Annotated in this window: 18 protein-coding genes; 13 read left to right on the forward strand and 5 right to left on the reverse strand. The window is 64.6% G+C overall.

The genetic code is table 11. The annotated features are described in order from the left end of the window. Positions 1 to 120 precede the first annotated feature (120 nt). The 8 genes from TV39_RS05195 (at position 121) to TV39_RS05230 (ending at position 7,080) form a co-directional block, all read left to right on the forward strand. Positions 121 to 1,044, forward strand: a complete 924-nt coding sequence (locus tag TV39_RS05195; RefSeq protein WP_043479401.1) for an ABC transporter ATP-binding protein — start codon at positions 121 to 123, stop codon at positions 1,042 to 1,044. Continuing rightward, on the forward strand, positions 1,037 to 1,915 hold the full coding sequence (locus TV39_RS05200) for an ABC transporter permease (RefSeq protein ID WP_043479315.1): 879 nt from the start codon (positions 1,037 to 1,039) through the stop codon (positions 1,913 to 1,915). Before TV39_RS05195 ends, TV39_RS05200 begins: the two co-directional genes overlap by 8 nt. Beyond that, positions 1,912 to 2,745 (forward strand): ABC transporter permease, encoded by an 834-nt coding sequence (locus tag TV39_RS05205; RefSeq protein ID WP_043479317.1) that lies wholly within the window; start codon positions 1,912 to 1,914, stop codon positions 2,743 to 2,745. Before TV39_RS05200 ends, TV39_RS05205 begins: the two co-directional genes overlap by 4 nt. Positions 2,746 to 2,803: 58 nt before the next feature. Then, positions 2,804 to 3,367: a hypothetical protein gene (locus TV39_RS05210; protein ID WP_043479318.1), complete on the forward strand. Its 564-nt coding sequence runs from the start codon at positions 2,804 to 2,806 to the stop codon at positions 3,365 to 3,367. A 10-nt stretch (positions 3,368 to 3,377) separates the two neighbouring features. Next, positions 3,378 to 4,211 carry an exodeoxyribonuclease III gene (locus tag TV39_RS05215; RefSeq protein WP_043479403.1) on the forward strand — a complete coding sequence of 278 codons (834 nt, stop codon included), beginning with the start codon at positions 3,378 to 3,380 and terminating at the stop codon, positions 4,209 to 4,211. A gap of 20 nt (positions 4,212 to 4,231) precedes the next feature. Then, positions 4,232 to 5,275: a tryptophan--tRNA ligase gene (gene trpS, locus TV39_RS05220; protein ID WP_043479319.1), complete on the forward strand. Its 1,044-nt coding sequence runs from the start codon at positions 4,232 to 4,234 to the stop codon at positions 5,273 to 5,275. A 94-nt stretch (positions 5,276 to 5,369) separates the two neighbouring features. Next, positions 5,370 to 5,981, forward strand: coding sequence for a 2'-5' RNA ligase family protein (locus TV39_RS05225; RefSeq protein ID WP_235347284.1), 612 nt, complete (start codon positions 5,370 to 5,372; stop codon positions 5,979 to 5,981). Further along, entirely contained in the window at positions 5,911 to 7,080 is a 1,170-nt protein-coding gene (locus tag TV39_RS05230) for a YihY/virulence factor BrkB family protein (protein WP_235347281.1), read from the forward strand. The genes TV39_RS05225 and TV39_RS05230 overlap by 71 nt, the downstream gene beginning before the upstream one ends. Here TV39_RS05230 and TV39_RS05235 read toward each other — a convergent pair. From TV39_RS05235 to sdhC, 5 genes are all read right to left on the reverse strand, one after another. After that, positions 7,037 to 7,807 (reverse strand): alpha/beta hydrolase family protein, encoded by a 771-nt coding sequence (locus TV39_RS05235; protein WP_043479320.1) that lies wholly within the window; start codon positions 7,805 to 7,807, stop codon positions 7,037 to 7,039. The two genes, TV39_RS05230 and TV39_RS05235, sit on opposite strands and share 44 nt — an antisense overlap. Positions 7,808 to 7,912: 105 nt before the next feature. Then, positions 7,913 to 8,695 (reverse strand): succinate dehydrogenase iron-sulfur subunit, encoded by a 783-nt coding sequence (locus TV39_RS05240; protein WP_043479321.1) that lies wholly within the window; start codon positions 8,693 to 8,695, stop codon positions 7,913 to 7,915. Between the two features lies 1 nt (position 8,696). Beyond that, positions 8,697 to 10,496 (reverse strand): succinate dehydrogenase flavoprotein subunit, encoded by a 1,800-nt coding sequence (gene sdhA, locus TV39_RS05245; protein WP_043479322.1) that lies wholly within the window; start codon positions 10,494 to 10,496, stop codon positions 8,697 to 8,699. 119 nt (positions 10,497 to 10,615) lie between these two features. Next, the gene (locus tag TV39_RS05250; RefSeq protein ID WP_011690991.1) at positions 10,616 to 11,110 is read right to left on the reverse strand and encodes a succinate dehydrogenase hydrophobic membrane anchor subunit; all 495 of its coding nucleotides are present in this window, start codon (positions 11,108 to 11,110) and stop codon (positions 10,616 to 10,618) included. 3 nt (positions 11,111 to 11,113) lie between these two features. Next, complete coding sequence (gene sdhC / locus TV39_RS05255; protein WP_011690992.1) at positions 11,114 to 11,494, reverse strand: succinate dehydrogenase, cytochrome b556 subunit; 381 nt, start codon at positions 11,492 to 11,494, stop codon at positions 11,114 to 11,116. A gap of 258 nt (positions 11,495 to 11,752) precedes the next feature. Here sdhC and TV39_RS05260 point away from each other — a divergent pair, with 258 nt between their 5' ends. The 5 genes from TV39_RS05260 to TV39_RS05280 all read left to right on the forward strand — a co-directional run bounded on the left by TV39_RS05260 (position 11,753) and on the right by TV39_RS05280 (position 16,395). After that, positions 11,753 to 12,886, forward strand: coding sequence for a mannose-1-phosphate guanylyltransferase (locus tag TV39_RS05260; RefSeq protein ID WP_043479324.1), 1,134 nt, complete (start codon positions 11,753 to 11,755; stop codon positions 12,884 to 12,886). A gap of 151 nt (positions 12,887 to 13,037) precedes the next feature. Then, complete coding sequence (locus tag TV39_RS05265; RefSeq protein ID WP_043479326.1) at positions 13,038 to 14,237, forward strand: amidohydrolase; 1,200 nt, start codon at positions 13,038 to 13,040, stop codon at positions 14,235 to 14,237. A 195-nt stretch (positions 14,238 to 14,432) separates the two neighbouring features. Beyond that, on the forward strand, positions 14,433 to 14,867 hold the full coding sequence (locus tag TV39_RS05270; RefSeq protein WP_043479409.1) for a MarR family winged helix-turn-helix transcriptional regulator: 435 nt from the start codon (positions 14,433 to 14,435) through the stop codon (positions 14,865 to 14,867). A gap of 74 nt (positions 14,868 to 14,941) precedes the next feature. Continuing rightward, positions 14,942 to 15,373, forward strand: coding sequence for an organic hydroperoxide resistance protein (locus TV39_RS05275; RefSeq protein WP_043479330.1), 432 nt, complete (start codon positions 14,942 to 14,944; stop codon positions 15,371 to 15,373). Continuing rightward, complete coding sequence (locus TV39_RS05280; RefSeq protein WP_043479332.1) at positions 15,370 to 16,395, forward strand: NADP-dependent oxidoreductase; 1,026 nt, start codon at positions 15,370 to 15,372, stop codon at positions 16,393 to 16,395. The genes TV39_RS05275 and TV39_RS05280 overlap by 4 nt, the downstream gene beginning before the upstream one ends. Positions 16,396 to 16,535: the final 140 nt, after the last annotated feature.

A 16,535-nucleotide genomic window follows, 5' to 3' on the forward strand; every position in this document is an offset into this window, starting at 1 on the left:
TTTGAGATCCAACTCTTTCTTTGTTCGAACGTGCGTACTAACGTTGTGTGGGTGCCTGAACTTGTGTCCTACGAAGAACTGTCAAGCAAACCAACCCGCAGCCAGACCCAGGGCGACCCGATGCAGTACGTCATCACCGCTGAAAACCTCACCAAGACGTATGGCGACGTCACCGCCGTCGACGGTATTTCCTTCAGTGTTCCGGCCGGTGAGGCCTTCGGGCTGCTTGGACCCAACGGTGCAGGCAAGTCCACCACGATGAAGATGATCGGCGGCGTCTCCCAGCGCACCTCCGGGAGCCTGTCCATCATGGGGCTCGACCCGGAAAGCCACGGTCCGGAAGTCCGCGCCCATCTCGGCGTCGTGCCGCAGCAGGACAACCTGGACGAAGAGCTCCGGGTCCGCGACAACCTCCTTGTCTACGGCCGCTACTTCGGACTGCCGATGAGCTACCTGCGGCCCAAGGCTGATGAACTGCTGGAGTTCGCCCAGCTCACGGACAAGGCGAAGTCCAAGGTGGATGCACTGTCCGGCGGCATGAAGCGGCGGCTGACCATTGCGCGCTCGCTGATCAACGAACCCCGGATCCTGCTGCTGGACGAGCCCACCACGGGCCTGGACCCGCAGGCCCGGCACATCCTCTGGGACAGGCTCTTCCGGCTCAAGGAGCAGGGTGTCACGCTGATCCTCACCACGCATTACATGGACGAGGCGGAACAGCTGTGCGACCGCCTCATCGTGGTGGACAAGGGGCGCATCATGGCCGAGGGATCGCCTTCCAGCCTGATCCGTGAGTACTCCACCCGGGAAGTCCTGGAGCTGCGCTTCGGGTCGGAACGCAATGCCACGATCGGTGCCGAACTCGAAGGAATCGGCGAGCGGGTTGAGACGCTCCCGGACCGCGTGCTGATCTATGCGCACGACGGCGAGGCGGCGCTGGAACAGGTGTCCGCCCGTGGACTGCGTCCGCTCACGTCACTGGTGCGCCGGTCATCCCTGGAGGATGTCTTCCTCCGCCTCACCGGGAGGAGCCTCGTTGACTGAGCGGTCCGCGCCGTCCGTGGCGGACGCCGGAGGGCCGGCCAGGCCTGCAGTGCTGCGCGCCCATTCGCCGGCAGTGTCAGCGGCCCGTGCCCGCCGGTGGGGATCCTTCTACTACGCCGAGCAGGTCCTCCGCGTCATGAAGGGCTACGGCTGGACCATTCTCATGTACGGCGTGGGCCAGCCGGTGGCCTACCTGTTCGCCATGGGGGTGGGCCTGGCCACGCTCGTGGACACGAACAGCGACGCCGGGTTCGGCGGGGTCAGCTACCTGGCATTCATTGCCCCGGCGCTGCTGATCTCGGCTGCCGTGATGACGGCAGCCAACGAATTCACGTTCCCGGTCATGGACGGTTTCAAATGGCGGCGCGTTTACTACGGGCCGCACGCTTCGCCGCTCACGCCTGAACAGATCGCTTCCGGCCACATCATGGCGGTGACCCTCCGGTTTCTGCTGCAGTCCGCCATCTACTTCGTGGTGGTGGCGCTTTTCGGCGCCTCACCGAGCGGCTGGGGCTGGGTGTCAATCCTGGTCGCCACCCTCGCGGGGCTCTCCTTCGGCCTGCCGCTGATGGCCTATGCCGCCTCCATCAGGGACGACAAGGGACAATTCGCCATGGTGATGAGGTTTATCGTGACGCCGTTGTTCCTGTTTTCCGGAACCTTCTTCCCGCTCGATTCCCTGCCGCTCGCGGTGCGGTGGATCGGGTGGATTTCTCCGATCTGGCACGGCACCGAACTGGGCCGCGTCTTCAGTTACGGCTACGAGGAGCCACCCCTGCTGACCGTCCTGCACCTTGTGTTCCTGGTTGGCCTCGCAGTGGCGGGGTGGATGCTCACCACGCGCCAGTTCGTCCGGAGGCTGGGACAATGAGCGCGCTCACCGAAGGCCACAGTGTCACCGAGGCGGCGCGCAACCGCCGCTTCGGGCCGATGTACTCACGGAACGTCAGGGCGGTCATTGCCCGCGGCCTCATGGCCACCAAGAGCAGCAACTGGATGGTGATGCTCTCCGGCTTCTTCGAGCCGGTGCTTTACCTGATCTCCATGGGGGTGGGCCTGGGCGCCATCGTGGGCGCCGTGCAGGGGCCCGGCGGCCAGGAAATCAGCTACGCCGCATACATCGCGCCGGCGCTCCTGGCGGTGTCCGCGATGAACGGCGCCGTGTACGACTCCACGTGGAACGTCTTCTTCAAGATGAACTTCGCCAAGCTGTACCAGGGCATGCTCTACACCTCGCTGGGTCCGCTGGACGTGGCCATGGGGGAGATCTTCCTGGCTCTGCTGCGGGGCCTGCTGTACGCCACCGGGTTCACCGCCGTCATGGGCGTCATGGGCCTGATCACCACACCGTGGGCCATCCTGATGATTCCCGCGTCCGTGCTGATCGCCTTCGGTTTTGCCAGCTTCGGGATGGGGATCACCAGTTTCATGAAGACCTTCCAGCAGATGGACTGGATCAACTTCGTGATGCTGCCGATGTTCCTTTTCAGCGCCACGTTCTACCCGCTGAGCGTGTACCCGCAGTACATCCAGTGGCTGATCCAGGCCATGCCGCTGTGGCACGGGGTGGAGCTGCTCCGGCAGATCAGCGTGGGAATTTTCACCCCCGCCACCGCCATCCACATCGGCTACTACCTCGTGATGATCGTGCTGGGCGTCATGCTCACGGCCGGACGGCTGCGCAAGCTGTTCCTGAAGTAGCGTTCGCCCCGGGTGGAAGCGTCCATTTGCCCGCTCCGGCATTTGAGACAATAGACCCATGCGAACTTTGGGTAACCCTCACTCTGCGTCCAACCCGGCCAAGGGCGGGTTCTCCATGCTGCGAATCAGCGGCCCGGGAATGATGGTGTTTGTCGTCGCCTTCGTGGTGGCGGTCATCTTCGCTGCCAACCAGAACGACGTCGTCGGCTGGGTTGTGGCGGTCATCGCCGGCTTCTGGCTCGCGTTGGCAGCGTTCGTCGTCTTCAGCATCCAGAAAGCGGCCAAGAAGGCGACCGCCAAACTCAACGAGGCACAGAACGCCTTCAACGCCGCGACCGGCCGCGCGCCGTCGTCGGGCAGCGCCGACCACGGCGGTACTCGCCTGGTCCGGTCGCGCAACGAAGCCGACGAGGTCCGTGACATGAAGCTGGACCACTCCTTCAAGATCGTCCAGGTCCAGGTCCGGGTCGTTGAGCAGGAACGGGCCAAGGACGCTGCCGCGGACCAGGACACCATCCGCCGCGCGTTGGAAACCATCGAAATCACGGCCACCAATGCCAGGGACATGATCAAGTCCTCCGGTGGTGCTGACGAACCTGTCAGCGGAACCATCATCGACTAGAGTGGAGCGGGTGAGCTCGGCATTGAAGAAGGACCACCTTCGCATCGCATCAGTCAACGTCAACGGCCTCCGCGCTGCCTACCGTAACGGCATGGCGGAGTGGCTTGAGCCCCGCGAGGTGGACATACTTTGCCTGCAGGAGGTCAGGGCGCCGGACAAGATCGTCCGGGAACTCCTGGGCGACGACTGGTTCATCCTGCATGAAGAAGCCGATGCCAAGGGCCGCGCAGGCGTGGCCATTGCCTCCCGGACCGAGCCGCTTGCAACGCGCCCGCACATCGGGGACGACTACTTCGCCACCGCCGGCCGCTGGGTGGAGGCTGACTTCCGCTTGACGGACGCTGCCGGCGCCCCGGTCCACCTGACCGTGGCGAGCGCCTACGTTCACTCCGGCGAGGCCGGAACCCCTAAGCAGGACGACAAGTACCGCTTCCTCGATGTCATGACCACCCGACTTCCCGAGCTGGCGAAGCACAGCGACCACGCCCTCGTGGTGGGTGACCTGAACGTGGGCCACACGGAGCTGGATATCAGGAACTGGAAGGGCAACGTCAAGCGCGCAGGCTTCCTCCCCGAGGAGCGCGCGTACTTTGACCGCTTCTTCGGCGAAGAAATCGGATGGAGGGATGTCCACAGGGGCTTGGCGGGAAACGTCGACGGCCCCTACACCTGGTGGTCCCAGCGCGGCAAGGCCTTTGATACCGATACAGGCTGGCGCATCGACTACCACATGGCCACTCCCGCCCTTGCCGCAGCCGCCGTCTCGGCGACCGTGGACCGGGCGCCGTCATGGGACACCCGCTTCTCCGACCACGCACCGCTGGTAGTGGACTACCAGCTCTAAGCCCGAAGGTTTTTCTTACAATGACTAGCTCGACTTCCACGGTGACCAAGAAACGCATCCTTTCCGGTGCCAAGCCCACAGCGGACTCGCTGCACCTGGGCAACTACATCGGTGCTGTCCGCAACTGGGTAGACATGCAGGCGGAATACGACGCCGTGTTCTTCATTCCGGACCTCCACGCCATCACCGTTGATTTCGAACCGGCAGAGCTGGCCAAGCGCACCCGCGTGGTTGCTGCCCAGTACATTGCGGCCGGCATCGACCCGGACAAGAGCATCTTCTTCGTCCAGTCCCACGTCCCCGAGCACGCGCAGCTGGCTTGGGCGCTGAACTGCATCACCGGCTTCGGCGAGGCTTCCCGCATGACGCAGTTCAAGGACAAGACGCAGAAATCGGGGGCAGACGCCGCAACGCTGGGCCTGTTCGCCTACCCCACCCTGATGGCAGCGGACATCCTCCTGTACCAGACCGACCTCGTCCCGGTGGGCGAGGACCAGCGGCAGCACCTGGAGCTGACCCGGAACCTGGCCCAGCGCTTCAATACCCGCTTTGGCCATACGTTCACGGTGCCTGAGGCCACTATCCTCAAGGCCACCGCCAAGATCTACGACCTCCAGAGCCCCACGGCGAAGATGTCCAAGACGGGCGGTTCGCCCCACGGTTCCATCCAGCTCCTGGAGGACCCCAAGATCGCGGCGAAGCGCATCAAGTCCGCAGTGACGGACACCGGGACTGAGATCCGGTTCGACGCCGAAGCCAAGCCGGGGGTCTCCAACCTGCTCACCATCTATTCGACGCTCACCGGGAAGTCCGTGGCCGAACTGGAGGCGGAGTACCAGGGCAAGATGTACGGCCACCTCAAAAAGGACCTCGCGGACGTCATGGTGGATTTCATCACCCCCCTCCGGGACCGGACCAACGAACTGATGGCGGATCCGGCAGAGCTGGACAGGCTCCTGGCCCAGGGCGCCGAACGTGCCCGGGAAATCGCCTCCGTGACTCTCGGCCAGGTCTATGAGCGCATGGGCTTCCTGCCGTCCCTCACCCTCGCAGGAGTCCACTAGCCCCATGTCATCAGCCAGCAAAGTCACAGCAAACGAAACCTCCCCTGCATACCGCGGAGAGGGAAAATTCGTTGCCGCCGATGATGACGCTGCCATGATGCGGGGCACAGCGCCACGTAAGCGTCAGGCCACCACCGATGAGATGAGCGTCGGCGTCATCCTGGGCTTCCCGCCGGACATTGCCGAGGAACTCCAGCGCTGGCGGGCATCGTTCGGGGACCCCATGGCCGGCGTCATTCCCGCGCACATCACGCTGGTCACCACCACTCCCACCAAGGATTGGGAGGCCACCCGAAGCCACGTCCGCGACGTCGCGCGCAGGCAGCAGCCGTTCACCGTCACCATCGCCGGTACCGGATCGTTCAGGCCCGTTTCCCCGGTGGTTTTCCTGAACGTCGAAGACGGTTTCGGCCACTGCGTGAACCTGCACGAACAGCTGCAGTCCGGGCCGCTGGAACGCGAACTGCCGTTTGCCTACCACCCGCATGTGACCATTGCCCACGACGTGGCGCCGGAGAGCCTGGACGAGGCTGAAACAGTGCTGAAGGATTACCGGGCCACGTTCCCTGTGGTTAGCATGGGGCTGTACGAGCACGACATCAACGGCATTTGGCAGCTACGGGAAGAACTCGACTTTGGCATCGAAACTGACCCCACCCGAGGCACGTCCGGCACTGGTAGCCCCGGCGGCGCAGGGCGGAGATAATCCTCCGCTTCCCACGGAACGCGCCCGGCTGAAGCTGGAAGTGAGCCGGAAGAAGGTCGAGTGGAGCAAGGCGCGCAGGTCGGGCAGCGGCGCCGTAGCCGGGCTGCCGGCCATGTTCCAGTGGCTGCTTGCGCGGCTGAATGCCTTCCGTCCCATGCGTGCGTTCCAGCACTACAACCTGCAGCACGGTCCGCTCATGGCGGCCGGTATCGGCTTCAGGATGTTCTTCTCCGTCACGGGTCTGCTGGCTACCGGGCTCTCCCTGGCCGGCCTCGTCCTCAGCGGACAGCCGGCCCTGCTGGATCAGGTCATCAGGAGCGTGGCCAAGGCTGCGCCCGGACTGATGAAGGTCGACGGCGGGGAGGGGCTGGTTGATCCCTATGAGCTGCTGAATCCCTCCGGCCTTGGCTGGGCCGCCGTGATCGCTGCCGCCGTAACGGTTTTCACCGCCTTGGGCTGGATCAGCGGTATCCGCGACGGCGTGCGGGGCATGATGCAGCTCGGCCCGCGTGGGATCAACCCGGTCCTGCAGATACTGCGGGACGCCGGTACCTTGCTGCTGCTGGGCGTGGCACTGGTGCTCAGCGCCGCGGCCTCCTTGATTTTCGGCACCGCGGCCGGCTGGGTCACTGAGCAGCTGCACCTGGACCCGGTGATGGCCTGGCCGCTGACCACCGCCATTAAAGTGGGCGTGCCACTCGCCCTTGGCTGGGTCACCGCCCTGATCATGTTCCGGCTGGCGGCGGGCCTGAAACTTACCCGGCGGGCACTGTTTGAAGGAACCATCCTGTCGGCTGTGGGAACCACTGTGCTCCAGATCTTCAGCACGGAGCTGCTTGCCAACGCCGGACGCAACCCGATTCTCGCGCCTTTCGCGATCATCATCGGGCTGCTTATCTGGTTTAACCTGGTCAGCCAGGTCTACCTGCTGTCAGCGGCGTGGTCGGTCGTCAGGGATGAGGACCTGAAGAATGCCCCTGCTCCGAAGACAACCGGATGGGGTTCCCGCCAGGTCCAGCCCGGAAAGACGCCGGTGGAGCGGGCTCGGCCTGCGGCTACCGGCCGGCGTCGAGGTACTGATCTGCCCACGCGGAAATAATTTTCGCGGCCCGGGCGGCCTGGCCTTTACCGGTCAGCAGGTGGTCGCTGCCTTCCAGTGAGACGAAGCTGCGCGGGTGCCGTGCGGTCTGGAAGATGGTGCTGGCGTTTTCGATCCCCACAGTGTTGTCCGTGGGGGAGTGCAGCACCATCAGGGGTTTGTGCAGCTGCTTGATGCAATCGGTCAGGTCCGCATTTTCCAGGTCCTCCACGAAGTGCCGGCGGATCTCCACGCGCTTTCCGCCCAGGTCCACCTCCGCGCTGCCTTCACTCAGGATCCGGTCCAAGGCCGCGTCAAACACATGGGCCACGTGCTTGGGCGAGAACGGGGCCCCCACGGTGGCCACGGCGTCGAGCCCGGGAATCTCCTTGGCGGCCGCCAGGACAGCCGCACCGCCGAACGAATGCCCCACCAGCAGCGAGACCGGCTTACCGTCGGCCCGCATGAACTCCGCGGCCTTGACGGTGTCCGCCACCTTGTGGCTGAAGGAGCCCTCGGACCAGTACCCGCCGGAATCGCCCAGCCCCAGGTTGTCGAAGCGGAGCATCCCCACTCCGTTGTCCGCCAGCGCCTTGCACATCCGGGACGCCGACGGGCTGTCCTTGCCCAGCGTGAACCCGTGCGAGAACACACCCCAGCCCTTCACCGGGCCTTCCGGCACGTCGATGATGCCGGAGAGCAATTCGCCGGTGGATCCTTCGAAACTGACTTTTTCGGAGCGGGACATGGGGACCCTTTCGTTGGGTGGCGCTAAAGTGCCGTAAAACGACGACGGCGCCCCCACCTGAAAGGTGAGAGGCGCCGTCGTCGTGGTTTTCGTGGCTAGCGGGTGCTAGATCTTGCGGGAGAGGATTGCCTGCTTGACCTCAGCGATCGCCTGCGTGACCTGGATGCCGCGGGGGCATGCCTCGGTGCAGTTGAAGGTGGTGCGGCAGCGCCACACGCCTTCCTTGTCGTTGAGGATCTCCAGGCGCATGTCGCCGGCGTCATCCCGGGAATCGAAGATGAAGCGGTGGGCGTTGACGATCGCTGCCGGGCCGAAGTACTGGCCATCGGTCCAGAAGACCGGGCAGGAGGACGTGCACGCGGCGCACAGGATGCACTTGGTGGTGTCGTCGAACCGCTCACGGTCCTCAGCGGACTGCAGGCGTTCCTTGGTGGGCTCGTGGCCCTTGTTGATAAGGAACGGCATGACTTCGCGGAAGGACTGGAAGAACGGCTCCATGTCCACGATCAGGTCCTTTTCCACCGGCAGGCCCTTGATGGGTTCCACGGTGATGGGCTTGGTCGTGTCCAGGTCCTTCAGCAGGGTCTTGCACGCGAGGCGGTTGCGGCCATTGATGCGCATGGCATCGGAACCGCAGACGCCGTGGGCGCAGGAACGGCGGAAGGAGACGCTGCCGTCGATTTCCCACTTGACCTTGTGCAGGGCATCCAGCACGCGGTCGGTGCCGTACATGGTGACCTTGAAGTCGTCCCAGGTGGACTCGTCGGAGACCTCGGGGTTGTAACGGCGCACGCGCAGGGTGACGTCGAACGTCGGGATCTCTCCGCCGCCTCCGATGTGCGCGGGCAGTTCGATCTTTGAGGCTGGCTCAGCAAGTTCGGCGGACATCTTAGTACTTCCTCACCATCGGCTCGTAGCGGGTAAAGACAACCGGTTTGGTGGCCAGGCGGATGCCGGCAATTGCTTCTGCAGAGCCGTCGGCCGGGGCGTGGTCGTCCTTGTACGCCATGGAGTGCTTCATGAATTTTTCGTCGTCACGTTCCGGGAAGTCCTCGCGGAAGTGTCCGCCGCGGGACTCCTCCCGGTGCAGGGCTGCCACCGTCATGACCTTGGCCAGTTCCAGCAGGAAGCCCAGTTCAACGGCCTCGAGCAGGTCAAGGTTGAAGCGCTTGCCCTTGTCCTGGACGCTGATGCGCTTGTACCGCTCTTCGAAGGACTCGATGTCCCTCAGCACCTGGTTGAGCGTGTCAGCCGTGCGGAACACCTGCATGTTGGCGTCCATGGTGTCCTGGAGTTCCTTGCGGATCACGGCCACCTTCTCGTCGCCGTTGCCGTTGCGGGCAATGTCCAGCAGCTCGATGGTGTATGCCTCCGGGTCCGCCGGGAGATCCACGAAGTCGGCCGTCTTGGCGTACTCTGCGGCGGCGATGCCGGCGCGCTTGCCGAACACGTTGATGTCCAGCAGCGAGTTCGTGCCCAGGCGGTTGGAGCCGTGGACCGAAACGCAGGCAACTTCGCCGGCCGCGTAGAGGCCCGGCACCACGGTGTCGTTGTCCTGCAGGACTTCGGTGGTGATGTTGGTGGGGATGCCGCCCATGGCGTAGTGCGCCGTCGGGAACACCGGAACCGGTTCCGTGTACGGCTCAACACCAAGGTAGGTGCGGGCAAACTCGGTGATGTCCGGCAGCTTGGCGTCGATGTGCGCCGGCTCGAGGTGGGTCAGGTCAAGGAGCACGTAGTCCTTGTTCGGTCCACAGCCGCGGCCCTCGCGGACCTCGTTGGCCATGGAACGGGCCACGATGTCACGGGGTGCCAGGTCCTTGATGGTGGGGGCGTAGCGCTCCATGAAGCGCTCACCCTCGGAGTTGCGGAGGATGGCGCCTTCGCCGCGCGCGGCTTCCGACAGCAGGATCCCCAGGCCGGCAAGACCGGTCGGGTGGAACTGGAAGAATTCCATGTCCTCCAGGGGAATGCCGCGGCGGAACGCGATGCCCATGCCGTCCCCGGTCAGGGTGTGCGCGTTGGACGTGGTCTTGAAGACCTTGCCGGCGCCGCCCGAGGCGAACACCACGGACTTGGCCTGGAATACGTGCAGTTCGCCGGATGCGAGGTCGTAGGACACGACGCCGGCAACCCGCTTCTGCTTGTACGGCGTGCCGTCCTCGCGGACTGCGTCTTCCTCGACCGTCAGGAGGTCCAGGACGTAGTACTCGTTGTAGAACTCCACGTTGTGCTTGACGCAGTTTTGGTACAGCGTCTGCAGGATCATGTGGCCGGTGCGGTCTGCTGCGTAGCAGGCACGGCGGACGGGGGCCTTGCCGTGGTCACGGGTGTGGCCGCCGAAGCGGCGCTGGTCAATCCGTCCTTCCGGCGTGCGGTTGAACGGCAGACCCATCTTTTCCAGGTCCAGCACCGCGTCGATGGCTTCCTTCGCCATGACTTCGGCTGCGTCCTGGTCCACCAGGTAGTCGCCGCCCTTAATGGTGTCGAACGTGTGCCACTCCCAGTTGTCTTCCTCGACATTGGCCAGTGCTGCACACATGCCACCCTGCGCCGCACCGGTGTGCGAGCGGGTGGGGTAGAGCTTGGTCAGTACTGCTGTGCGCGCGCGCTGACCGGATTCGATCGCGGCGCGCATGCCAGCGCCACCGGCACCGACGATGACGACGTCGTACTTATGGACCTGCATACCAGACGCTCTTTCTCTCAAAATTCGCTATAAAACCACGGGCGGGCGGAGCCTGCACCGTAAAACCGTCCGCACGCTCAGTGCGGGCACGGCTGATCCCCCTGGGAGGAAGTGTGCCGTTAGGCTGCGGGGCAGAAGCCGCCCGGCAGCGGTACGCCGTTGACGTCCAGCGGGCACGGGTTGAAGGTGAAGATCACCAGTGTGCCCAGGATGATGATGACGGCCGTTGCGGCGTAGAGGACGATCTTCAGCCAGAAGCGGGTGGAATCCTTCTCGGCGTAGTCGTTGATGATGGTGCGGACACCGTTGGTGCCGTGCAGCATGGCCAGCCAAAGCATGGCCAGGTCCCAGAACTGCCAGAACGGATCGGCCCACTTGCCGGCGACGAAACCGAAGTCAATGGCGTGGATGCCCTCGCCCACCATGAGGTTAACGAAGAGGTGCCCGAAGATCAGGACCACCAGGACGACGCCCGAAAGCCGCATGAACAGCCAGGCAGCCATTTCGAAGTTGCCCTTGGACGCGCCGCTGCGGCGGTACTTGGGGGCAATCAGCCCTGCCCCCGGCTTTCCGCCGTCTTTTCCGCTGCGGGGACTCTGGATGGTTGCAGTCATGGCTTAGTGACCTCCGAAGGCGAGGGAAAGGTGGCGGATGGAGAAGCCCACCATGACGATGACCCAGAGAACCAGGACCGTCCACAGCATTTGGCGCTGGTACTTCGCGCCCTTCTTCCAGAAGTCGACGGCGATGATCCGCAGGCCGTTGAAGGCGTGGAACACGATCGCTGCGACAAGGCCCGTTTCACCCAGGGCCATCAGGGGGTTCTTGTAGGCGCCGATCACGGCGGTGTATGCCTCGGGGGACACGCGCACCAATGAGGTGTCCAGCACATGGACCAACAAGAAGAAGAAAATCACTACACCGGTAATGCGGTGTCCAACCCAGGACCACATGCCTTCACGGCCGCGGTACAAGGTGCCAGCTGGTTTTGTCGGCACTGAATAAACCTCCCTGCAACACAGCGGCGCTGGCATGGGATCCACGCGGGGGGAACGCCTGCTGCGAGAGCACTCGTAAGCTCAAGCCTAAATCTAGGCTTCGCTCACAGCTTATTCAATTCAGGAACTCCTTGGTGACGCCTCCCCGCGCGGTTTTTGCGCATTTTTGAGACGAACGCCACATTGTGGCCGTCGCGGCGGCGTCGCGGTAGCCGCATCTGCCGGTGTCGGGGCGGTGGTCGGCTAAAGTAGGCCGTGATGACTACAGACATAGTGACAAGCCGGAATTCACCGCTGGACCGTTTTATTGCGGTAATTCCTGCAGGCGGAGTGGGGACCCGCCTCTGGCCCCTGTCACGTGCAGCAGCCCCTAAATTCCTTCACGATCTCACTGGCTCCGGCAGCACGCTGCTGCGGGCTACCTACGACCGACTGGAGCCGCTTGCCGGAAAAGGCGTGCTGGTTGTTACCGGCGTTGCCCACCGGAACGCCGTGTGCAGCCAGCTTCCGGAGATCCAGGAATCCGACCTGGTCCTGGAAAGCGAGCCCAAGGACTCCGGCGCGGCCATCGGCCTCGCTGCCGCCATCCTGTACCAGCGGGATCCGGACATCATCATGGGCTCCTTCGCCGCGGACCAGGTGATCAGCCCCGACGACCTCTTCCAGGATGCCGTGCGCGAGGCCATCCACACGGCCGCGGCCGGCAAGATCGTCACCATCGGCATCAAGCCCACGCACCCCTCCACCGGATTCGGCTACATCCGTGCCGGCCAGAAGCTGTCGATTCCGAACGCCCCGAGCGCGCAGGCCGTGGTGGAATTCGTGGAAAAGCCCAGCGAGGACGTTGCCCAGCAGTACGTGGACAGCGGAGAGTACGTCTGGAACGCAGGCATGTTCGTTGCGCCGGTTTCACTGATGCTGAAGCACCTCGAGGCAAACCAGCCTGAGCTCTTCAAGGGGCTCACGGAAATTGCGCAGGCCTGGGACACGCCGGAACGTGATGAGGTCACTGCCCGCGTCTGGCCTACGCTGCCGAAGATCGCCATCGACTACGCGGTGGCGGAGCCTGCCGCCGCTGCCGGGGACGTCGCCGTCGTGCCGGGAACTTTCCGTTGGGACGACGTCGGCGACTTTGCTTCCGTGGGCCGGCTTAACAGCGCCAAGGAAGTGGACGATGTGACAGTCCTCGGTGAAGGCGCCCGCGTCTTCACCGAAAACGCCAGCGGCGTGGTTGTCACGGACACCAAGCGCGTCATCGCGCTGATCGGCATCAAGGATGTGGTCATCGTGGACACGCCGGATGCCTTGCTGGTCACCACCATGGCCCACTCCCAGCGGGTCAAGGCCGCCGTGGATGCGCTCAAGGCCAGCGGCGACACCGACGTCCTCTAAACCGGACCCGGAAAACCCTCCTCAGTCCAGTCTTCCCGGCGGCCGCCGGGATGACTGGACTGAGCCGTTCCAGGCGACGGGAGCCGGCTCCCGGATACGTAACCTCCGACGCTGATGCGGGTATTCGGGGCGGCCTCGCTAGAGTTGTTTCGTGCGCAATTACACTACTGAAGCCGAGCCCACCGCCCTCGTGGGGCCGTGGCTGGAGCCGCTGCTGCCGGAACTGATCGATTTCCGCCGTGACCTCCATGCGCATCCTGAACTGTCCTTCAAGGAGTTCCGGACCACGAACAAGCTGGCGGAACGGCTCGAAGCTGCCGGGCTCAAGCCGCGCCGGCTTGAAGGCACGGGCCTTACTGTCGACGTCGGCGAGGGCCCCATTGCCACCGCCCTCCGCGGCGACATCGACGCCCTCCCCATCATTGAGGAAACCGGGCTGCCGTTCGCGTCCAAGAACCACGGCGTCACCCATGCCTGCGGCCACGATGTCCATACCACCACCATGCTGGGGATCGCCCTCGTGCTGCACCGCATGCACCAGGAATCCCCGCTGGGCGGCACGGTACGGATCATCTTCCAGCCTGCCGAGGAGACCATGCCCGGCGGGGCGCACTCCTGCATCGAGCAGGGCGTGCTTGAAGGCGTGCCGCGCATCCTTGCCCTGCACTGCGACCCGCGCATCGAAGTGGGCAAGATCGGCACCCGGATCGGTGCCATCACTTCGGCGTCGGACACCATCAGGATTGAGCTTTCCGGTCGCGGCGGCCACACGTCCCGGCCGCATCTCACCGAGGACCTCGTTTTCGCGCTGGCGCAGATCGCCGTCAACGTGCCGGCGGTCCTGTCCCGCCGGGTGGACGTTCGAAGCGGCGTTTCCGTGGTGTGGGGGCACATCTCGGCCGGCTCGGCACCCAATGCCATTCCGGGCACGGGCTACATGGCGGGCACCATGCGCTGCCTGGACCGCGACGCCTGGCACAGCGCCGGCGAACTTTTGGACGAAGTGGTCCACCAGGTTGCTGCGCCCTACAACGTGGACGTCCGGCTGGAGCACACCCGGGGCGTTCCTCCGGTGGTCAACTCCGAACATGAGACGGCCCTGATTGAGGCGGCTGCACGCGCCGAAATCGCCGAAAGTGCGGTGGTCCTCACGCCCCAGTCCATGGGCGGGGAGGATTTCGCTTGGTTCCTGGCCGAACTGCCGGGCGCGATGATGCGGCTTGGCACCAAGACTCCCGGCGGCGAGGAGTATGACCTCCACCGGGGCGACTACATCCTGGACGAGCGTGCCCTGGGCTACGGCATCCAGGTCCTGACCGCGGCAGCGCTCCGCACCATCCGCGACCTCTAGCCTCACCAGCCAACCAGCGAGAACCAGCGCGAACGGACACTTAAGCCCCACCTCCCAGCGCGAACGAACAGTTGAGGCCCCCTGACCGGGGCCTCAACTGTCCGTTCGCGCTTCTTCGGGGCCGGAAGTGTCCGTTCGCGCTTCTTCGGCGATGATAGGTTGTGCACAATCTAATTGTGCGATATCGTTTTTTCCATGACCGATGCTCCCAGACTCAACCGCCAGGTGTGCTTTGCGCTCTACTCCGCCTCGAAGGCGGCGACAGCCGTATACCGGCCGATGCTGGACGAACTGGGCCTGACCTACCCCCAGTACCTCGTCATGCTGGTGCTCTGGGAGGACCAGCCGCGCAGTGTCCGCGAGCTGGGGGAGGAGCTGGGCCTGGATTCGGGCACGCTCTCCCCGCTGCTGAAGAGGCTCGAATCGCTGGGGCTTGTTGAGCGTCGGCGTTCTGCCGAGGATGAGCGGCGGGTTGAAGTTTCCCTGACGGACTCCGGCACGGCGCTCAGCGCCAAGGCCGTCGCCATTCCCCAGCAGCTCGCAAATGCCGCCGGCCTGTCCGCGGCAGAGCTCGACCAGCTCCGGGAGACCCTGGGTAGGCTCACGGCCGCCCTCCATTCCTCCCGTTAGCCCACCCGCCAGCCGGATTTGCATCCACCGGATATTCCATCCGCTGAATTTTTTCTCCAACAGAACGGAACCACGTGAAGACTCTCTATACAGCTGAAGCACTCGCCTCGGGCGAAGGGCGGGACGGGAACGCCCGCACCAAGGACGGCCGGCTTGACGTCACCCTGGCCAGCCCGGTGGAACTGGGCGGAAACGGACAGGGCACCAACCCGGAACAGCTGTTCGCTGCCGGATACGCAGCGTGCTTCCACTCAGCCCTGCGCCTGGTAGGCCGCAAGGAAAAGGCCGACCTCACCGACTCCGCCGTGGCCGCCAAGATCCACTTCGGCGCGCTCGAGGACGGCGTGGGCTATGGCCTGGCCGCTGAACTCGAAATCGCACTGCCCGCCCTGGACCTGGCAACGGCGGAGGCGCTGGTGGCCAAGGCGCACCAGATCTGCCCATATTCCAATGCCACCCGCGGCAACATCAACGTAGACATCAAGATCCTGGAGGTGGCCGCATGAGCGCCAACACCACAACCCTTCCCCGTACAACCCGCGAGATCCAGCTGGCGTCCCGCCCGCACGGCCGGCCCGTTCCCGACAACTTCCGTCTGGCCGAGTCGGAGCTCCCGGAACTGCAGGACGGCCAGGTGCTGGTCCGCAACCAGTTCATCTCCGTCGATCCCTACATGCGCGGCCGCATGAACGACGTCAAGTCGTACTCAGCGCCCTTTGCGCTGGATGCAGCGCTCGACGGCGGCGCCGTCGGTGAGGTGATCGCGTCCCGGTCGGAGGAACGCAAGGTGGGGGACGTCGTCGTGCATTCCCTCGGCTGGCGCGAATACGCGGTGCTTGATGCCGCCGCCACATCCCTGGCCCGCACCGACCTGGCACCGGCGTCGGCGTTCCTCGGTGCGCTGGGCATGACGGGCCTGACCGCGTGCGCAGGCCTCCTGAAGGTTGCTGAGTTCAAGCCCGGAGAGGTGGTTTTCGTTTCCGGAGCCGCGGGTGCCGTCGGTTCGCTCGTGGGGCAGATCGCGAAGGCGATGGGTGCGTCCCGGGTCATTGGCAGTGCGGGGTCGCCGGAAAAGGTGGCGCGACTGCTGGAGCTGGGCTTCGACGCCGCGTTCAACTACAACGACGGCCCGGTGGCCGCGCAGCTCGCAGCGGCAGCAGGGGAGCGCGGGATCGACGTGTACTTTGACAACGTGGGCGGCGAACACCTTGAAGCGGCACTGTCTGCGCTCACGGTGGGCGGCCGCGTGGCCATGTGCGGTGCCATTGCGCAGTACAACTCGACCGAACCGACTCCCGCTCCCCGGAACCTCATGCTGGCCATTGGCAAGCAGCTGACCCTCAAAGGTTTCCTGGTCGGCGGCTACTGGCAGCACATGCAGGAGTTCGTCGGGACTGTGTCCGCCTGGGTCGCTGATGGCACCGTGCGCTACGACGAAACTGTTGTGGACGGCCTGGAGAACGCTCCGCAGGCGTTTATGGACCTCCTCGACGGCGCCAACACCGGGAAGATGCTGGTCCGAATCTAGGGAAATGGACGCGACTTGCGGTGGCGGCTACCGGTAGGTAACAAGTTCTCAACAATCTCCGGGCTTCGGTGGCGGCGTGGTGCCGGGACGTGTTCCAGGCCACTACAGTAGCTGTCATCAGTGCGCCTCGGCGCAGTGCT

Origin of the sequence: Arthrobacter sp. SPG23 (assembly GCF_000876655.1) — a bacterium.
Lineage (GTDB): Bacteria > Actinomycetota > Actinomycetes > Actinomycetales > Micrococcaceae > Arthrobacter.